This is a genomic window from Pseudomonas sp. WC2401, assembly GCF_041200115.1.
GTDB lineage: Bacteria > Pseudomonadota > Gammaproteobacteria > Pseudomonadales > Pseudomonadaceae > Aquipseudomonas > Aquipseudomonas fragi.
The window spans coordinates 5,133,839-5,154,082 of the sequence record NZ_CP165623.1 but is presented as its reverse complement, the minus strand read 5'-3'; the positions used below and the strand labels follow the sequence as shown (position 1 = coordinate 5,154,082).

The 20,244-nt window shown below is 60.5% G+C and carries 11 protein-coding genes; 5 read left to right on the top strand and 6 right to left on the bottom strand.

What is annotated here, in order from left to right:
* The first annotated feature begins 161 nt into the window (after positions 1-161).
* From AB3G35_RS23705 to garD, 5 genes are all read left to right on the top strand, one after another.
* The gene (locus AB3G35_RS23705; RefSeq protein ID WP_369782189.1) at positions 162-4,874 is read left to right on the top strand and encodes an AAA domain-containing protein; all 4,713 of its coding nucleotides are present in this window, start codon (positions 162-164) and stop codon (positions 4,872-4,874) included.
* A 174-nt stretch (positions 4,875-5,048) separates the two neighbouring features.
* Positions 5,049-5,798: a FadR/GntR family transcriptional regulator gene (locus tag AB3G35_RS23700; RefSeq protein WP_037001762.1), complete on the top strand. Its 750-nt coding sequence runs from the start codon at positions 5,049-5,051 to the stop codon at positions 5,796-5,798.
* Between the two features lie 354 nt (positions 5,799-6,152).
* Positions 6,153-7,064: a 5-dehydro-4-deoxyglucarate dehydratase gene (kdgD, locus tag AB3G35_RS23695; RefSeq protein ID WP_016783508.1), complete on the top strand. Its 912-nt coding sequence runs from the start codon at positions 6,153-6,155 to the stop codon at positions 7,062-7,064.
* Between the two features lie 151 nt (positions 7,065-7,215).
* On the top strand, positions 7,216-8,571 hold the full coding sequence (locus tag AB3G35_RS23690; RefSeq protein WP_016783507.1) for an MFS transporter: 1,356 nt from the start codon (positions 7,216-7,218) through the stop codon (positions 8,569-8,571).
* 11 nt (positions 8,572-8,582) lie between these two features.
* Positions 8,583-10,136 carry a galactarate dehydratase gene (gene garD / locus AB3G35_RS23685; protein ID WP_086798876.1) on the top strand — a complete coding sequence of 518 codons (1,554 nt, stop codon included), beginning with the start codon at positions 8,583-8,585 and terminating at the stop codon, positions 10,134-10,136.
* A gap of 116 nt (positions 10,137-10,252) precedes the next feature.
* On the opposite strand, the gene AB3G35_RS23680 is transcribed toward garD, so the two are convergent.
* The 6 genes from AB3G35_RS23680 to AB3G35_RS23655 all read right to left on the bottom strand — a co-directional run bounded on the left by AB3G35_RS23680 (position 10,253) and on the right by AB3G35_RS23655 (position 20,239).
* A complete protein-coding gene (locus tag AB3G35_RS23680; RefSeq protein ID WP_369782188.1) occupies positions 10,253-11,653 on the bottom strand; it encodes a metallophosphoesterase in 1,401 nt (466 codons plus the stop codon).
* Between the two features lie 328 nt (positions 11,654-11,981).
* The gene (cobA, locus tag AB3G35_RS23675) at positions 11,982-12,758 is read right to left on the bottom strand and encodes a uroporphyrinogen-III C-methyltransferase (RefSeq protein WP_134051206.1); all 777 of its coding nucleotides are present in this window, start codon (positions 12,756-12,758) and stop codon (positions 11,982-11,984) included.
* Between the two features lie 10 nt (positions 12,759-12,768).
* Positions 12,769-15,486: a molybdopterin-dependent oxidoreductase gene (locus AB3G35_RS23670; protein ID WP_369782187.1), complete on the bottom strand. Its 2,718-nt coding sequence runs from the start codon at positions 15,484-15,486 to the stop codon at positions 12,769-12,771.
* A complete protein-coding gene (gene nirD, locus AB3G35_RS23665; RefSeq protein WP_106116506.1) occupies positions 15,486-15,803 on the bottom strand; it encodes a nitrite reductase small subunit NirD in 318 nt (105 codons plus the stop codon). Before nirD ends, AB3G35_RS23670 begins: the two co-directional genes overlap by 1 nt.
* A complete protein-coding gene (gene nirB, locus AB3G35_RS23660; RefSeq protein ID WP_369782186.1) occupies positions 15,800-18,253 on the bottom strand; it encodes a nitrite reductase large subunit NirB in 2,454 nt (817 codons plus the stop codon). The genes nirD and nirB overlap by 4 nt, the downstream gene beginning before the upstream one ends.
* Before the next feature lie 315 nt (positions 18,254-18,568).
* Positions 18,569-20,239, bottom strand: a complete 1,671-nt coding sequence (locus AB3G35_RS23655; RefSeq protein ID WP_134051202.1) for a bifunctional protein-serine/threonine kinase/phosphatase — start codon at positions 20,237-20,239, stop codon at positions 18,569-18,571.
* Between the last annotated feature and the right edge of the window lie 5 nt (positions 20,240-20,244).

Sequence of the window (20,244 nt, the reverse complement as noted above, 5' to 3'; positions counted from 1 at the left end):
TAACCGGACCGTCTTTTATCGCGGGACGTTTTTACGAAATGATGTATCTGAATACCTCCAGAACCTCTGTATCGTATCGGCCATTGTAGGAATTTTCGCTTTTACTTGGCGCTCCCGGCTCTTATCGAAGTGCCCCTTTATCGAAGTGGTTCAGCTTACCCATGGAAACAGTACGTGCCCGTCTCGCCGGCCTGATCGAATTTGTTAAACAGACCGCGCTGATGCAAAAGCGGCCGGCGTTAACCCTCAGCCAGCACAACGCTTTCAGTGCCAGTGAAGAAAAACTGCGGGCATTGCCCGGGGTCAGCCTGGATCTGCACAACGGTGAGGAAGACGAAGTCTGGCTGCAGCTTGAACGCTTGCATGAGACCAAACCGCCAGCCCCTCTAAGTCCGTTGCTGGCGTTGTGGATCGAGCTCAAGGGCACGCCGCAGATCGACCCGGTACTCAAGGTGCGTCTGGCACGGGAGGTCCTGATCAACAGCACGGCCATCTCCGAGGACGAGCGCTCACGCTTGATGCCTGTGGCCCTGCAGATCGGTGAAGACGTCGGCGTCGAAGAGTGGGTCAATCTGGAAGACTGCCTGGACGCCGGTGAGATCCGTGCGCAGTTCAAGTCCTACAGTCAAACGGCTTGGCGCCTGTGGGCCGCAGAAGAAAAACAACGCCGCAAAAGCATCGAGCTGTATGCCGAGCTGTTTATGCTGGTGCAACAGATGCAAGGCAACCTGGGGGATGCGCAGCTGGAACTGGTGTGGGGGCTGGGCGTTTCGACATGGGAGCACCCTGTGGTCGGCGTCATCCATTACCCGTTAATCAGTCAGTTGGTGGAGATTGCCATCAACCCTGACAGCATGGCCATTGAAGTGCGCCCGCGCGCTGCCGAGCCACGGCTGGAAGTGGATGCCTATGTGGCGGCCGATATTGCCGGCGTCGGGCCGCTGGCGACCCTGGCCAAGGATTTTTTCAAACAGGAGCAGGCCGGTATCAGCCCGTTCAACGCCGCCAGTTACGAACCGGTAATTCGTTCGGCGTCGACCTTGCTTGATGCCCATGGTCAGTTTTTGCCGGTGACGCTGGCCGAAGGTGATCGTTCAGTCCCCAAGGCTGCCGAGTTCTTGTGCGTCACCGATACCTGGTGCCTGTTTGCCCGCAACCGCGACAGCAATATGTTTATTGAAGACCTGGGTCGTTTTGAAGGCGGGATCGAGGAGGCCGGTGAGTTACCGGCGGCCTTGCGGGCCATTCTCACCGAACCGTCCAGTGTGCTGGAAGACGTAGCCCTGCCACCGTTCCGTGGTTTGTCCTACGTCAGTGGTTCCCAAGGTGGCGATGCGCCGGCGGCTAAGGTTCACGAGCTGTACTTCCCCAAGCCGTACAACGATGAGCAGGTGCAAATCATCCAGTTGCTGCAAGTGCATGACGGGGTAGTGGTGCAAGGCCCGCCCGGCATTGGCAAGACCCACACCATCGCCAACGTCATCAGCCATTACCTGGCCAATGGCAAGCGGGTGCTGGTGACGTCGATGAAAGACCCGGCCCTGGCGGTGCTGCAGGAAAAACTCCCTGAAGCCATACGTCCGCTGGCGATCAGTTTGCTGAGCAGCGAAGCGGATGGCATGAAGCAGTTCGAATTCGCCATTCAAAAGATTTCAGCCGAAGTACAGCGCATCGATAGAGCGCTGTATAAGCGCGAAATTGGCCAGATTGACGACGAAATCAACACCCTTCATGGTCAGATGGCCAGTGTTGATCGTGAGATCACCCATTGGGCCGAGCGTAATCTTTCGGACCTGGAGATCGACGGTGAGCGCTTGAGCCCCACCCATGCGGCCTTGCAAGTGGCGGCGGCGCAAGCCGAAATCAGCAATTTTGCCGACCTGATCAGCGTGGGTGAAGAGCATCGCCCGCGCTTCACCTTGCAAGACATGATTGCCTTGCGCGAAGCCCGGCTTGAACTCAAGGAATCGCTGAGCTATCTGGGCCAGAAACTGCCGCAACTGGGCGACTTTCCGGACGCGCAGACACTGATTCAGGTGCATCAGGATCTGGCTCAGGAAAGCCAGTTGCAGCTCAAGGAAAGCACTGGCGAAGTGCCGCGTCTGCTGGATAACAGCGCCCGGACCCTGGAGCAGGCCCAGGCGCTGGTCGAGCATTTGGGCCACCTGCAAGCCCTGCGCACGCAGATCAACACCTCGGCCCACAGCTGGGCCGCGCCCATGCAGGCGTGCCTGATGCGTGGCGGCAACGCTGATGTGCTGGCGCTGTTCGCCAGCCTCAAGGGCGAGATCGAAGAGGCGCTGGCCGGGCGCAAGGCCTTTGTGGCCCGACCGGTAAGCCTGTCGTTCGAGCTGCATGCGCAACCCGAGGTGGTGGCTGCTATCGATAACCTGGCCGAAGGGCGACGCCCGTTCGGCTTGTCCGGCCTGATTGGCAAGGGCACGCAAAAACAGCTGCTGGACACCATTGTGGTGCTGGGCAGCAAGCCGCAAAGCGATCAGGACTGGCAACATGTGCAAGCCTTTGTGCGCTTCCAGCAACACAGCCGCACCTTGCTGCTGCGCTGGAATGCACTGGCCGCCGAAATACCCTTGCCGACCCTGGAAACCGACGCCGATCAACTGATGGCGGCGGCCCGGGCGATCGAGCAGTTCGACGCGATTGTGCTTGCCGAGCAAGGTGAAATCCGTGCCTGCAGCGAGCTTAAACAGTTGCTCCCGGACTGGGCCGACGTCAGCCAGTTGCGCAGCAACGCCACGGTATTGGCCGAGGCCGAAAGCATCCTGCGGCACTACCTGATGCGTCATCGCCTGGCGGCCACCTGGGCTATCAAGGAAACCTTCAACAAAGCGCTGGCCGGTTGCGGTGGTGATATCAGTGAGCGGTTGCAAGGCTTTCTGGATTTGAGCCTTGGCCAGCCGCAGGTCGATATAACATCACTGCAAAGCCAATGGTCCGGGCTGATGGACGAGTTGCGCCGGGTGATGGCCCTCACCGCAGCCCTTGAGACCGTACAGCGGGTCACCGACCTGATCGCGCAAAGTGGCGGTCTGCTCTGGGCTGCCCGTTTGCGTGAAGAACCGAGTATCGGGCCAGTCGACGGATTGCTCCCGGACAACTGTCTGGACCTGTGGCGCCTGCGCCGTCTGGCCCGTTATCTCGACAGCATCGACGGGCGCGAAGACCTCAAGCGATTGTTCAAACTACGCGGTGAACTGGAACTGAGCCTGTCGCGGCTTTATCAGGATGCGGTGGTCAAGCGAACCTGGCTGCGCCTGTCGGAAAACGCTACGCCGAGTGTCAGGGCCGCCCTTGAGCTGTATCGCACAGCAATTCGTAAGATCGGCAAGGGCACCGGCGTGCGCGCCGGGCGTTATCGTCAGGATGCGCGACTGGCGGCCGATGTGGCGATTTCGGCGATCCCGTGCTGGATCATGCCGCATTACCGCATTTGCGAGAGCCTGCCTGCGCAGTACGGTGCGTTTGATCTGGTGATTATCGACGAAGCATCACAGTCGGACCTCAGTGCATTGCCGGCCTTGCTGCGGGCGAAAAAAGTGCTGGTGGTGGGCGATGACAAACAAGTGTCGCCCGACGGTATCGGCATGGAAGAAGAGCGCGTGCAGAACATGATGGCGCGCTTCTTGGGCAATCAGGTCGGGCTCTACCGGCCATTGATGTCCCCCGAGCGTTCGCTGTACGACCTGTTCAAAGTGGTATTTGCCAAGAGCGGCACCATGCTGCGCGAGCACTTCCGCTGTGTGGCACCGATCATCGAATACTCCAAGCGTGAGTTCTACAACCACGAGCTCAAGCCGCTGCGCCTGCCAATGCTGACCGAGCGTCTTGATCCGCCGCTGGTGGATCTGCTGGTCATGGACGGGGAGAAGAAAGGCAAGTTCAACCTCGGCGAAGCCCAGGTGATCGTCGAAGAAATCCGCCGCCTGATTGCCCTGCCGCAGATTGCCGGGCGCAGCATCGGTGTGGTCTCGCTGCTGGGCGCCGAGCAGGCGCAAAAGATCATGCAGATGCTGACCAAAGAGCTGGGTGAAGAAGTTATCACCCAGTTCCAGATCAGTTGTGGGGATGCCCGCACGTTCCAGGGCAAGGAGCGCGACATCATGTTCCTGAGCATGGTGGCCTCACCCGGCGACTGCTTTGCCAACAGCCGCGACTCGATAGCCCAGCGCTTTAACGTGGCCGCTTCGCGGGCGCGGGATCGCATGTACCTGGTGCGCAGTGTCGAGTTGACCGACCTCAGCCCTGTGGACAGTTTGCGCCGCGGCCTGATCGAGCATTTCGAGACCCCCTTTACCCAGGATGCTGCCCAGGTCAGTGACCTGCGCGAGTTGTGCGAATCCGGCTTTGAGCAGGAGATGTACGATGAATTGACCCAACGTGGTTATCGGGTTATTCCGCAGGTGGGCGTGGGGGCCTATCGCATCGACATGGTGGTCGAGGGCGATAACGACAGCCGCCTGGCCATCGAATGTGACGGTGACCGCTTCCACGGCCCGGATCGCTGGGACAGTGACATGCGCCGCCAGCGCATTCTGGAACGGGCGGGATGGCGTTTCTGGCGCTGCTTTGCATCGGCCTTTACCCTTGATCGCCAGCAGATCATTGCTGATTTGCTGGCTACCTTGAAGGCAATGAATATCGAGCCTGCCAGCGGCGAAGGCGCGGCGCCGAGCATTCATGTGGAGCGGCGTCAGGTGTATGGTTTTGCGCGCGCCGGGGCCGTTGATGAAGAGGGCCGTGTGCGGCCCTATGACGAGCGACCGGCCAAGGACCCGTTTTTGTTCTGGGTTCCGGATGACAGTTTTGCGCTGAGCGATATTGAAGCGGACCAGTCCTCACCGCAGACCGTCTGACCTCCGCAGGCCGGCCAATCCCTTCAGGTTTTGGTCGGCATGTGTCAACAGGTGATCGTACAACCGCCTTGAGCTATGATGCGTGCATATGGGGGCGAGATATTGCAGCACTCAGGTCTGCTGCTTTCAGGGTCAAAGCCTCCGATCCTTTTGATATTGAGAAAAATGTTCACCATGGAAAACCACAACGACGTACCCCGCCTCCCTCGCAAGCGCCGCAGCCTGGCGCAAGAGTTGGTGACGGTGCTGTCCGAGCAGATCCGCGACGGCATGCTCAAGCGCGGCGACAAGTTGCCCACCGAGTCGGCGATCATGGAGGCCCATGGCGTGAGCCGCACGGTGGTACGCGAGGCGATTTCCCGCCTGCAGGCCGCAGGGCAAGTCGAGACGCGGCACGGCATCGGCACTTTTGTGCTGGATACACCGAGCCCGAGCGGTTTTCGCATCGACCCGGCAACCGTCGTCACCTTGCGCGATGTGCTGGCGATTCTTGAGTTACGTATCAGCCTGGAAGTTGAGTCCGCCGGGTTGGCGGCACAGCGGCGCAGTGCCGAACAACTGGCCGCAATGCGTGCGGCGCTGGATGCCCTGAACGAAAACACTGCGCGTAATGGCGATGCAGTGGCTTCGGACTTTCAGTTCCATTTGCAGATTGCGCTGTCGACCGGCAACCGCTACTTCACGGATATCATGACTCACCTGGGCACCAGCATCATCCCGCGAACCCGGCTTAACTCGGCGCGACTGGCCCATGATGACCAGCAGCAGTACATGAACCGCCTGAACCGCGAGCACGAAGAAATCTACCAGGCCATTGCCCGTCAGGATTCGGAAGCGGCGCGTGCGGCCATGCGCCTGCACCTGACCAACAGCCGCGAACGCCTGCGCCATGCCCACGAAGAAGCAGAGGCGCAGCGCGGGTAGGGCGTCCTCCACCTGTGGGAGCGGGCTTGCCCGCGATCGTATCGACGCGGATTGCCTGACAGACCGCAGCGTTTGCATCGCGAGCAAGCCCGCTCCCACAGGGTAATGCGGCGTAAGATGAGCTGTTCTACGACAACCTGCCACTCACTCAAAATTTAATTTCAACTTCGCCACACTCCACAAAAGCCCGTACTAGACGGGCTTTGTCGTTTTTATCGAAGCTGGAATGCACCCGGGCAGCCACGATTTAAAGAAATGAGATTGACGTTCCCTTGTTAAGTTGTACGATGACGTACGACGTAACGAAGCGCTAACGCATTTCTCATCACAACGTGCTCCCAGGGTGTTCGAAAAATGAATCCACAAGAACTGAAGTCCATCCTCTCTTCCGGTCTGTTGTCCTTCCCGATAACCGACTTCAATGCTCAAGGTGACTTTCACCGCGAGGGTTATATCAAGCGTCTGGAATGGCTGGCCCCGTATGGTGCTTCGGCCCTGTTCGCAGCCGGTGGTACGGGTGAGTTTTTCTCCCTGGCCGCCAGCGAATACTCACAAGTGATCAAGACCGCAGTCGATACCTGCGCCACCAGCGTACCGATCCTGGCCGGTGTCGGCGGTTCGACCCGTCAGGCCATCGAATACGCTCAAGAAGCCGAGCGCCTGGGTGCCAAAGGCCTGTTGCTGTTGCCGCATTACCTGACCGAAGCCAGCCAGGACGGTGTTGCCGCCCACGTTGAGGCGGTGTGCAAGTCGGTAAAAATCGGTGTGATCGTCTACAACCGCAACGTCTGCCGCCTGACCGCGCCGCTGCTGGAACGTCTGGCCGAGCGCTGCCCCAACCTGATCGGCTACAAGGATGGCCTGGGTGATATCGAGTTGATGGTGTCGATCCGTCGCCGCCTCGGTGATCGCTTCAGCTACCTGGGCGGCCTGCCGACTGCCGAAGTCTACGCAGCAGCCTACAAGGCGCTGGGCGTACCGGTGTACTCCTCGGCGGTGTTCAACTTTATCCCGAAAACCGCGATGGAGTTCTACCGCGCCGTGGCCCGTGACGATCACGGCACCATCGGCAAAATCATCGACGACTTCTTCCTGCCGTACCTGGATATCCGCAACCGCAAGGCCGGTTACGCGGTGAGCATCGTCAAGGCCGGTGCCACCATTTCCGGCTACAGCGCAGGCCCGGTGCGTACCCCGCTGACCGATCTGCTGCCCGACGAGTATGAAGCGCTGGCCGCCTTGATCGACAAGCAAGGCCCGCAGTAAGCAATGACCAAGGCCGCTGAGTAATCAGCGGCTTTTTACGTAAAGGAATACGATCGGTGGCTCACGCAGCTCCCACATAACGCTCCACCCGTCAGCAGCACCCAAAACAGATTCACCCGCGCATAAAAATAATCAGTGGGAGTAGTACTACATGCAAGCGACCAAGCCGACGCATGTCCGTTATTTGATTTTGCTCATGCTTTTTCTGGTGACCACGATCAACTATGCCGACCGTGCCACTATCGCCATCGCAGGCTCCAGCCTGCAAAAAGACCTCGGCATCGACGCCGTGACCCTGGGCTATATCTTTTCCGCATTTGGCTGGGCCTATGTGGCCGGGCAAATCCCCGGCGGCTGGCTGCTCGACCGTTTCGGCTCGAAAAAAATCTATGCCCTGAGCATCTTCACCTGGTCCCTGTTCACCGTGCTGCAAGGCTTTGTCGGTGAGTTCGGCATGTCCACGGCCGTGGTGGCGCTATTCATGCTGCGCTTTCTGGTGGGGCTGGCCGAAGCGCCGTCCTTTCCCGGCAACGCCCGCATCGTGGCCGCCTGGTTCCCTACTGCAGAACGTGGCACGGCATCAGCGATTTTCAACTCGGCGCAATATTTCGCCACTGTGCTGTTCGCACCGCTGATGGGTTGGATCGTTTATTCCTACGGTTGGGAGCACGTCTTTATCGTGATGGGTGTGTTCGGCATCGTCTTCTCGGGTATCTGGCTCAAGGTGATCTACAGCCCGCGTGAGCACCCGCGCATCAACGAAGCGGAGTTCAAGCACATCGCCGACAACGGCGGCATGGTCGACATGGACCAGAAAGGTAAAAAGGCCGACGGCCCCAAGTGGGACTACATACGCCAATTGCTGACCAATCGCATGATGCTCGGCGTTTACCTGGGTCAGTACTGCATCAATGGCATCACCTATTTCTTCCTGACCTGGTTCCCCGTGTACCTGGTGCAGGATCGCGGCATGACCATCCTCAAGGCCGGCTTTATTGCCTCTCTGCCAGCGGTCTGCGGGTTTATCGGCGGCGTGCTGGGCGGGGTTATTTCCGATTACCTGCTGCGCAAGGGCCACTCCCTGACCTTTGCCCGCAAGGCGCCGATCATCGCCGGCCTGCTGGTATCGAGCAGTATAGTGGCCTGCAACTATGTGGACATCGAATGGATGGTAGTGGGCTTTATGGCCCTGGCCTTCTTTGGCAAAGGCGTGGGCGCACTGGGCTGGGCTGTGGTTTCCGATACCTCGCCCAAGCAGATTGCGGGCCTGAGCGGTGGCCTGTTCAATACCTTCGGTAACATCGCCTCCATCACCACCCCGATCGTCATCGGCTACATCATCAGTGCCACTGGCTCGTTCAAATGGGCACTGGTGTTTGTCGGTTGCAACGCACTGGTGGCGGTCTTCAGCTATCTGGTGATCGTCGGCCCGATCAAGCGTGTGGTACTCAAAGAGCCACCGACCAGCGACCCGAAAATCGCTGACATTTTACCTGTCCATAGTTGAGGAGCGGCGTCATGACGTTGATTGAACATTCCGATTCGCCGCGCTCGATCCGCCTGCACCCGCGGGATAACGTCGCGGTGGTGGTCAACGACCAGGGCGTACCGGCGGGCACTGTGTTTGCCGACGGGCTGGTGACGGTGGATTTTGTCCCACAGAGCCACAAGGTCACCCTGGCCGCTATTGCCGAGGGCGGCGAGGTGATCCGCTACGGCCAGGTGATCGGCTACGCATTGCAAGCCATTGCGCAGGGCAGTTGGGTCAATGAGGACCAGCTGCGCATGCCCACCGCGCCGCCGCTCGACAGCCTGCCACTGGCCACCGATGTTCCTGCACCGCAAGCGCCACTTGAGGGCTATACCTTCGAGGGCTATCGCAACGCCGATGGCACGGTCGGGACGCGCAATATCCTCGGTATCACCACCACCGTGCAGTGTGTGACCGGCGTGCTGGACCATGCGGTCAAGCGCATCAAGGACGAGTTGTTGCCCCGTTACCCCCATGTCGATGATGTGGTGGCCCTGACCCACAGCTATGGCTGCGGCGTGGCGATCAGCGCCACCGACGCCTATATCCCGATCCGCACCGTGCGCAACCTGGCGCGCAACCCCAACCTGGGAGGCGAAGCGCTGGTGATCAGCCTGGGCTGCGAAAAACTCCAGGCTGGCCAGGTGATGCACGACAACGACAGCTCGGTGGATTTGAGCGAGCCGTGGCTGTACCGCCTGCAGGACGCCAGCCACGGCTTTACCGAGATGATCGAACAGATCATGGCGCTGGCCGAGGTGCGTTTGAAAAAACTCGATCAACGTCGCCGCGAAACCGTGCCGGCGAGCGAGCTGATTTTGGGCATGCAGTGCGGTGGCAGCGATGCGTTCTCCGGCATCACGGCCAACCCGGCGTTGGGCTATGCCTCGGACTTGCTGTTGCGGGCGGGGGCGACGGTGCTGTTTTCCGAAGTCACCGAAGTGCGTGATGCCATCTACCTGCTGACTTCCCGTGCTGCCAACGAAACCGTCGCCCGTGAACTGGTGCGCGAAATGGACTGGTACGACCGTTACCTGGCCAAGGGTGAGGCGGATCGCAGTGCCAATACCACGCCGGGCAACAAGAAAGGCGGGTTGTCGAATATTGTCGAAAAATCCCTGGGTTCCATCGTCAAATCCGGTAGCAGCGCAATCAATGGCGTGCTGGGGCCTGGCGAGCGGGTCAAGGGCAAGGGCCTGATCTTTTGTGCCACGCCTGCCAGCGATTTTGTGTGTGGCACATTGCAATTGGCGGCCGGGATGAACCTGCATGTGTTCACCACCGGGCGCGGTACGCCGTATGGGCTGGCAATGGCCCCCGTGGTGAAGGTCTCGACCCGTACCGAGCTGGCCCGACGCTGGCCGGATTTGATCGATATCGACGCCGGGCGTATTGCTACGGGACGGGCGACCATTGAGGAACTGGGCTGGGAACTGTTCCAGTACTACCTGGACGTGGCCAGTGGCAAACAACAGACCTGGGCCGAGCAGCACAAACTGCACAACGACATCACCCTGTTCAACCCGGCGCCGATCACCTGATCAACCAGGCCCCAGCCACTCATTGTGGGAGCGGGCTTGCTCGCGATGCAGACGATGCGGTTAATCCGTTACACCGAGTCGATCTTATCGCGAGCAAGCTCGCTCCCACAGGCGACTTATTTAGCCCTTGAGCTGCAGGCAAAACCATCAGGGCCTGCCGTTTGCGTGCAGGCGCGTTCGGCGGGCAGGTTTTTCACCGGCTCGCGCAGGTGGTTGCGGTTTTTGCCGTCGCGCTCCAGGTCAAAAGCGTCATACAGCTTGCCGGCCGCGGTGTAGCTGCGCACCTTGAGTCTTGAATCCTGCACGTCGACGGTCTGGTACAGCTGGGTTTCTTCGGCACTGCGGTCCGGTTGCAGCTGCGCCCGGTCATTGAGGCCATACATTTTCGAACCCGCCACCGACACCATATACACCGGGCCCTGAACCTTGCCGCCCGCCCGTGCGGCTTTGGCCGCAACGCGCCCGGCCTCGTGGCTCACGCGGCTATAACAGTGGTCATGGCCCTGCAGCACCAGGTCCACGGCGTAGCGCTCGAACAGCGGCTTCCAGGCGGTTTTCAACGGCTCGGTATCTTCAGGGCGGGCGCAGGTAAATACAGGCTGGTGAGTGACCACGATATTCCAGCGCGCGGGGCTGTTTTTCAGGCTCTGCTCAAGCCAGCGGGTCTGTTGATCAAGGGTGCCCATATCGAGCGCCGAGGTGCCATCAAGGACGATAAACCGTACGCCCTGATAGTCGACAAAATACGTGGTGTTCTTCACCCCTTCGACGCCGTTTTGCGGCAGGGCGAACTGGCGGCTCCAGTGCGGCCCTAGAGTTCGGGTTTCACTGCCGTCGGGGTTGAGGCCGTCGAGGTATTCGTGGTTACCGGCGGCCAGCACCTGGGGGATCATCGCGTAGTTGAACCCGCCTGCCTGGTTCCATTCACCCCATTGGTCGTCGTGCACCAGGTCTTCGCGTTGTGACACCAGGTCACCGGCATGCACGATCAATGCGGGGTTGGCCACGCTCTGCAAGGCCTGGCGAATGCTGCGTGAAGCCAGTGACAGAATGTCGTTCTGCACGTCGCCCATGTAGATGAAGTTGAACGGCTTGAAGCCCTCGGCCGCAGTGTGGAACTGCAACCATTCGCTCCAGCCGTCGCTGCCCTTGACCCGGTAGACATAGGCGGTGCCCGGCTGCAAATCGTGCAGACGCACCTGATGGAACAGCGCAGCGCCGTTCTCGTTGTCCAGGCTGATGCTGGTGCCTTCGACCTCATGCGCCGCCTTGGCCAGTTGCGGGCCATCGAGGGCAGGAGCCAGTTGCAATTGGCTGGCCTGCTGGCGGGTATCGGTGCGGAAGGTAACGGCCATTTCCCGAGCCGGATCGGCCCCGGGGGTCAGCACGATACGGTCGGCCAGGCCACTGGCAGCATAAGGCGCGCCGGGGGAGTGGGGCAGCGGTGCAGCTGGCTCGGCCAAGGCGCTGTTGATCACGGAAAAAAGCGCCAGGGCCAGCAGTGTGGGGCGAAACATGGGGACTCCTTGAAGGCTGAATGCCCGTCAAGGAAACAAAGCCCCATGACACCGAGATGACGGTGGGGGTCGATTTGGCTCAGTCACAAGCCGCTTTGCGCGTGGCTTGTGGCTCGCAGCGGGGTAAACGTTGAAGGGAAGGGGGTCGTTTGAGATCACTCCTTCTGCGCCATTTCTGTAGATATTCTGTTGCCGGTCAACCCTCCCTGTGGGAGCGAGCTTGCTCGCGAAAGTCGTTCGCGAGCAGGCTCGCTCCCACAGTTAAAATTCCCTTCAGACCTTGTAGGCGCTGGCTTGCCTGCGACTGCATCACCGCGATCCTTCAGAACTACCGGGCCGTCTGTATCGCGGGCAAGCCCGGCTCCCACACATTCTCCGGCCGTGATGGTTGTGCCGCACTGGATGCCGCCACGCGACCAATCACCAGAATCGCCGGGCTCTTGAGTTCAAACACCTGGGCATCTTTCTCCATCGCCGTCAGGTCGCTGCGGCATTCGCGCTGGTGGGGCAGGGAGGCATTTTCGATCATGGCCACCGGCATGTCCGCCATCATGCCGCCCGCCAGCAATTGCTCGCGGATCTCGCTCAACTTTGCCACCCCCATATACACCACCAGCGTGGTGCCGCTTTGCGCAAGCGCCTGCCAGTTCACCTGGCTGTCATCCTGGGTATGTGCAGTCACCAGCGTCACGCCACGGGCCACGCCGCGCAGGGTCAGGGGGATGTCACATTGCGTCGCTCCAGCCAGTCCGGCAGTGATGCCGTTGACCAGTTCCACCTCAACCCCCTGTTCGCGCAGCCACTGTGCCTCTTCACCGCCACGGCCGAAAATGCATGGGTCGCCGCCCTTGAGTCGAACCACGCATTTGCCGTGGCGGGCGTAACGCAGCATCAGGCGATGAATAAACGCCTGTGGAGTCGAACGACAGCCCCCGCGCTTGCCCACCGAAATCACCCGCGCAGCAGGGCAATGCTCCAGTACCGCGTCATTGACCAGATCATCAATCAACACCACATCCGCTTCGCGCAAGGCGCGCACGGCCTTGAGCGTCAGCAGCTCGGGATCACCCGGGCCTGCACCCACCAGCCAGACTTTTGCACTCATTGTGATTTCCTCACGGATTAATGGCGACCGGCTGCGCCTGGGCAGCCAGCAAGCGCTTGATTTGCGGGACGCAGGAGCCGCATTGCGTCCCGCAGCTCAACGATTTTTTCAGACCCTGCAAGTCCAGTCCTCGGGCCATGCCCTCATCTATCGCGCTCTGGCTGACGTTCTTGCAGGTGCACACAATCGGGTTACCGCCCACCGGGGCGTCGGTGTTGCCCGGTGGCGCGCTCAGTGGTGCCAGCAGCCAGCGGCGCAATTGCTCGTCGGCCCGGCCTTCCTGCCAGAGGTTTTGCAGCCAGTGCCGTGCCAGGGTTTCGCCAGCCAGACGAATCGCCGTGATGCTTCCGTGCTCAATGCGCACCCGCTTGCCAATGGCGCGGCGCGGGTCGTCGTAAGCCAGTACCGGTCCCTCGCTGAGCCCCAGGCATTGATCAATATCGCGCAGCAATTGCGGGTCGGGAGCGCTGGCGCTGGCGGCACGGATGACTAGCGCAGGGCGCTCGCGGCCCGCCAGGCTGAAACTGACATACGAAAAGGCTTCGCAGAGCGGGCGCAGTGTCTCGAAGTTCTGTTGAATATCACCCTCGATCAGGGCGAAAAGATGCCAAGGTAATAGCGCCGGCTCCAGGCGTACGGCGCTGTGTTTGAGTTCCGGTTGTTTGGACAGCGGGTCAAACGCTGGCACGGTCAGGGTATTGACCCCGCCCTTGAGAAAGCGGTCCCCCCAGTGCATCGGCAAAAACGCCTGCCCCGGGCGCACGCTGTCGTCGCTGCTGACCGGAACAATCACGGCCCCGCGCCGACTCTTGAGGCTGACCAGATCTCCGGGCTGCAGGCGATGACGGCGCAACTCGTCCGGGTGCAGGCTCAACACCGCTTCGCTGACGTGACCGAACAATTGCGCGGACGTGCCGGTGCGGCTCATGCCGTGCCATTGGTCGCGCATGCGGCCGGTGATCAGCGTAAGGGGAAAGCGCGCATCGCGCTGTTCCTTGGCCGCCCGATAGGGCTCAGCTACAAACTGCGCCCGCCCGGTAGCGGTAGGGAATACCCCGTCCAGATACAGCCGCGCGGTGCCTTCACGGGCACCGGCAGGGAAAGGCCATTGTTGCGGGCCGATGGCATCGAGCACGGCATGGCTGATACCCGACAGGTCCAGATCACGGCCAGAGGTCAGGTGCTTGTATTCGTCGAACACCTGGGCTGGGGTTGCAAATGCAAACAGGCTGCTGTGCTTGGGTCGCAGATGTTTTTCCAGGCGCTGTGCGAAATCCACCGTAATCGCCCAGTCCGGACGAGCTTCGCCCGGTGCCGGGATGGCTTTGCGTACATGGGAAATACGCCGTTCAGAGTTTGTCACTGTGCCGTCCTTTTCCCCCCAACTGGCGGCGGGCAACAGCAGGTCGGCGAAGGCCGCGGTTTCGGTGGTGTGAAACGCTTCTTGCAGCACCACAAACGGGCAGACCTGCAACGCCGCCCGCACGGTAGTCTGGTCCGGCATGGATTGCGCGGGGTTGGTGCAGGCGATCCACACGGCCTTGACCTTGCCACTGGCCATTTGCTCAAAGAGTTCGATGGCGCTTAGGCCGGTGTTCTGCGGCAGTTGCTCAACCCCCCAGTAAGCGGCGACTTCGGCCCGGTGTTCGGCATTGGCGGCGTCGCGATGCCCGGGCAGCAAGTTGGACAAACTGCCGGTTTCGCGCCCACCCATGGCATTGGGCTGACCGGTAAGCGAGAACGGCCCTGCACCCGGGCGGCCGATTTGCCCGGTGGCCAGGTGCAGGTTGATCAGGGCGCTGTTTTTCGCACTGCCGGCGGTGGACTGGTTCAGGCCCATGCACCACAACGACAAAAAACTCGGTGCAGTGCCAACCCACTCGGCGCATTGCTGCAGTTGATCGACGCTGATGCCGCACAACTGCGCCACCATTTGCGGGGTGTAATCGCGCACCAGGGTTTTCAGTTCGGGCAAGCCCTGGGTATGGTCTTTGATAAAGTCGCGGTCGACCCGGTCGTCCCATAACAGCAAGTGCAAAATCCCGTGAAATAACGCGACGTCGGTACCCGGTAGAATTGCCAGATGCAGGTCGGCCAGATCGCAGGTATCGGTATGCCGCGGGTCGATAACTATGACTTTCATCTGCGGGCGTCGGGCTTTGGCTTCCTCCAGCCGGCGAAACAATACCGGATGGGCGTAGGCCATATTGCTGCCGACGATCATCACGCAATCGCTCAGTTCCAGGTCTTCATAGCTGCATGGTGGCGCATCGGCGCCCAGGCTGCGCTTGTAGCCGACCACCGCCGAGGACATGCACAGCCGCGAATTGCTGTCGATATTGTTTGTGCCCACCAGTGCCCGTGCCAGTTTGTTGAAGGCGTAGTAATCCTCGGTCAACAACTGCCCCGAGATATAAAACGCCACGCTGTCGGGGCCGTGTTCGGCGATGGTGGCGGCGAACACGTTGGCCGCGTGATCCAGGGCGCTGTCCCAGTCGGTGCGACCACGGGCCAGCGCCTTGCCCAGGCGCAATTGCGGGTACAGCGCGCGGGCGTTGAGGTCGCCGGTCAGGTGCAGGGTCGAGCCTTTGCTGCACAGCTTGCCAAAGTTGGCCGGATGCGCCGGATCGCCGCTGACGCCGAGAATACGCTCGCCATCATGTTCGATCAGCACGCCGCAGCCGACCCCGCAATAGCAGCAGGTGGAGGCGGTGATCTGGCGGCTCATCAGCCTGCGTCCCGCAGGGCCAACTGCACACGGCCATTTTCGACCCGCGCCTGATGGTGGTGGGCGCAGCCGATGTCCGGCGCCTGGGCTTCGCCGCTTTGCAGATCGATCTGCCAGTTGTGCAGCGGGCAGGCGACGCGCTTGCCGTAGATCAAACCCTGGGACAGCGGGCCGCCCTTGTGCGGGCAGCGGTCATCGAGGGCGAACACCTCGTCATCGCTGGTGCGGAAGATCGCGATATCACCCTTCGGCCCGCTGATGATCCGTGAGCCCAGGGCGTTGATTTCCTCAAGTGAACAGATATCGAGCCAGTTCATGCCGGCACCTCCAGATTTTTCACGGGGATGACCTCGAACTCCTTTTTCAGCAACGGCTGCACCAGGCGCTCTTTCCACGGGTCTTGCTCAAACGACAGGGAAAACTGCAGGCGATCATTGAGCGCCTTGCGCCGTTCGGGGTCTTCGAGCACGGCCTTTTTGATGTGCTCCATACCGACCCGTTGCAGGTAATGCACGGTGCGTTCAAGGTAAAAGGCTTCTTCGCGATACAACTGTAAAAAGGCACCGTTGTACTCGCGTACTTCTTCAGCTGTTTTGAGTTTGACGAAGAACTCGGCAACCTCGGTTTTGATCCCGCCATTACCGCCGATATACATCTCCCAGCCAGAGTCCACGCCGATAATGCCTACGTCCTTGATACCTGCTTCCGAGCAGTTACGCGGGCAACCGGACACAGCCAGCTTCACCTTGTGCGGTGACCACATATTGAACAGGTCGTGTTCCAGCTCGATGCCCAGTTGTGTCGAGTTTTGTGTGCCGAAGCGGCAGAACTCACTGCCTACACAGGTCTTTACAGTGCGGATGGATTTGCCATAAGCGTGGCCGGAGGGCATGTCCAGATCCTTCCACACGCCCGGCAGGTCGTGTTTTTTGATCCCCAGCAGATCGATACGCTGCCCGCCGGTAACCTTGACCATAGGTACGTTGTACTTGTCGGCCACATCGGCGATACGCCGCAGCTCGGACGGGTTGGTGACGCCGCCCCACATCCGCGGAACCACCGAGTAGGTACCGTCTTTTTGAATATTGGCGTGGGCCCGTTCATTGATCAGACGCGATTGCGGATCATCCCTGGCTTCCCCCGGCCAGGTAGAAATCAGGTAATAGTTGAGCGCCGGGCGGCAGGTGGCACAGCCGTTGGGCGAGCGCCAGTTCAGGTAGTGCTGGGTGTCGGCGATGCTGAGCAAATGCTGCTCGCGGATGGCCTGGCGGATCTGTCCGTGGTTCAGGTCGCTGCAGCCGCAGATGGCTTTTTCGCTTTTGGGTTTGACGTCTGCCGCGCCGCCCACGGTGTTGATCAGAATCTGCTCCACCAACCCGGTGCAGGAGCCGCAGGAGCTCGCGGCCTTGGTGTGTTTTTTGACCTCGTCGACGCTGAACAGCCCGTGTTCCTGGATCGCCTTGACGATGGTGCCCTTGCAGACGCCATTGCAGCCGCAGACTTCGGCAGTGTCGGCCATGCTCATGGCTTTGTCTTGGCCCTGGTGCCCTACGTCGCCAATGGCGTTTTCGCCAAACATCAGATGATCACGGATCTCGCCTATGGCGTGGTTCTCACGGATCTGTCGGAAATACCAGCCCCCGTCAGCGGTGTCGCCATACAGGCAGGCACCCACCAGCACATCGTCCTTGATCACCAGTTTTTTGTAGACCCCGCCGATCGGGTCACTGAGGGTGATGGTCTCAGTGCCTTCGCCGCCCATAAAGTCGCCCGCCGAGAACAGATCGATACCGGTGACCTTCAACTTGGTCGACGTGACCGAACCCTGATAACGGGCAAAACCCAATTGTGCGAGGTGGTTGGCGCAGACCTTGGCCTGCTCGAACAACGGCGCCACCAGACCGTAAGCGATGCCGCGATGGCTGGCGCATTCGCCGATGGCATAAATGCGCGGGTCGTAGGTTTGCAAGGTATCGTTGACCAGAATGCCACGGTTGCACGGGATGCCCGCCTGTTCGGCGAGTTCGGTGTTGGGGCGAATGCCTGCGGCCATCACCACCAGATCGGCGGGAATAATGTCGCCGTTTTTGAACTCGACTGAACCGACCCGGCCATTGCCTGCGTCGTGCAGGGCGCTGGTTTGTTCGCGCAGGCGAAAATGCAGGCCCCGTGCCTCCAGGGCGTTTTGCAGGAGTTGGCCGCTGATCGGGTCGAGCTGGCGATCCAGCAGCCATTCGCCGATATGCACCACGGTCACATGCATGCCGCGCAGCATCAGGCCGTTGGCGGCTTCCAGACCCAGCAGGCCACCGCCGATGACCACCGCGTGCTTATGAATCTTGGCGGTATCGATCATCGCCTGGGTATCGGCAATATCGCGGTAGCCGATCACACCGTCCAGGGTGTTGCCGGGGATCGGCAGGATAAAGGGCGTGGAACCGATGGCGATCAGCAGACGGTCGTACTCGGCTTCGGTGCCGTCTTCGGCGATGACCCGGCGCTTGACCCGGTCGATCTGCACCACCTTGCGGTTGAGCAACAGCTTGATGTTGTTGTCCAGGTACCAGTCCAGATCGTTGAGCACTATCTCCTCGAAGGTCTGTTCCCCGGCCAGTACGGGCGAGAGCAGGATGCGGTTGTAATTGGCGTGGGGTTCGGCGCCGAACACCGTAATGTCGTACAGCTCGTTGCTCAGTTTCAGCAACTCCTCCAGGGTGCGAACCCCGGCCATGCCGTTGCCGATCATCACCAGTTTGAGTTTTTTCATCAGGTTCTCCGCGATCAGGGCCTGCCTTATGGGGGGCATTGCGGCCTTGTTCGACACATTGTGCAAAAACAAAAAAAGGCGTCCCGCTAGTTGCCTAGCGAGGACGCCTTTGTCCTTGTCCCGTTCTCTCGGGAAACCTGGGCTTCGTCGTTGAAGACCGGGTTTTATGTATGATGGATCAGCTAATGCAGTGGTTGTGCCAAGTAGGCCAAAGCCAATGTTTAAAGGGCGGAGCTGTTTTTGACGGAGAGGTTTGTGCACCGAATAAAAGCGCCGCGCCCGATGTTGGAGCGTTACCCGCCGCGTAACTACCGTTCAGCTGTGCAGCAGCAAAAACAGCAGCACCAGATTAATCAGCAATGACAGCCATGCCATCGTTCGCCAGACCTTTATCGGGTCGCGCTCCAGCAAGGGCCGGGGGCGCTGGCTCAAGCTCTGGCGTTCGCCCTGCTCCAGTTGCAGCAACCATTGTTCAGCCGTTTCAAAGCGCTGTGCCGGGTCGGCTGCAACGCCGCGTTCAAGGCTGTGGGCAATCCACTCCGGCAGATCGGGTCGATAACGGCTGGCGCTGACAGGCGAACCAAAGCGCGGGCGCTGGAAGGCTTCGATTTCTCCGTAGGGATAATGCCCGGTCAGCAGGTAATACAGCGTCACGCCCACTGCGTACAAATCCTGCCCGGGGCTGGGTTTTTCGCCGCGAAAGGCTTCCGGGGAGAGATAACTGGGGGTGCCGGGCAATGTCGATGGCAGATCCTCCGACAGACCGGGGCAGTAGGCCAGGCCAAAGTCCAGCAAGCGCAATTCGCCGTCGTCACCCAGCAACAGATTGTGCGGTTTGATATCGCGATGAAAAATCTGCCGCCGGTGTAACAGCCCCACGGCTCGCAGCAGGCGCTCGGCCAGATCCAGCCATTGTGCCAGGGGCAGCGGCCCGCTCCTGGTATAGAGATTTTCCAAGGTACAACCGGAATATTCACGCATCACGTAGTACAGATGCTGACGTTGTCTGGCCGGATGGACCTCGGGGAAATGCCGCCCGGCCACGCGCTTGAGCAACCACTCTTCCGACAGCAGTGCCTGCCCGGCCTGATAGTCATCGTGCAGGCGGGCCGGCAGGGTTTTCAGTAGCCAGGGTTGTTGTTGAGCGTCGCGCACCCGGTAGAGCAATGATTGCTGACTCTGGCCAAGATGGCTTTCTACCTGCCAGCCCTCAAAGTGTTGCCCAGGTTTGAGCGCGGGCGGCAGCGGCCATTGCTGCAATTGCATCAAAGCGTCGCCAATGCTGCTCTCGCCCAGGGCATCGACCCGTACCAGCAGGGCACTGGCATTGTCCTGGCTGCCTGCCCTGTGCGCAGTATTGACCAGTGTGCTGGCGGCACTTTGCAGATCGTGCTGGTCACGCAAAATGGCAGCGACGGCGCTATCGCCCAGCGTCGACCACACGCCATCACTGAGTAGCACAAAGGTTTCGTCCTGACGCAACTCATCGTCCAGAAAATCCACCACAAGATGCTGATCCAGGCCCAGTGCCCGCTTGAGCACATGCTGCATACCCGGCTGGTCCCAGACGTGATCTTCGCTGATGCGCTGCAAGGTTGAGGCGTGCCAGCGGTAGACCCGGCAATCACCCACATGGGCCAAGGTAAAACGCCTGCCGCGCATGACCACAGCACTTACCGTGGTCAGCAGCGGTTGCCCGCCGCCATTGGCGCGCAGCCAGCTATTTTGCGCGAGCAGCAAACGCTCCAGTGCCTGTGCGACGTTCCAGGTCTGCGGCGTGGCGTAGTAGTCCAGCGCCAGTGCCTGCAAGGTCGAGCGTGCGGCCAGGCCGCCATCGGCGCATTGGCTGACGCCATCGGCGATGGCAAATAAATGCCCCTTGCTTGCCGCCAGCATGGGCACAGGGGTGACCTCGCGCAGTGCGTCCTGGTTCTCTGCGCGAGGGCCGATGGCGCTGGCGTGGGCGAAGCTCAACTGCAGGCTCATCGGCG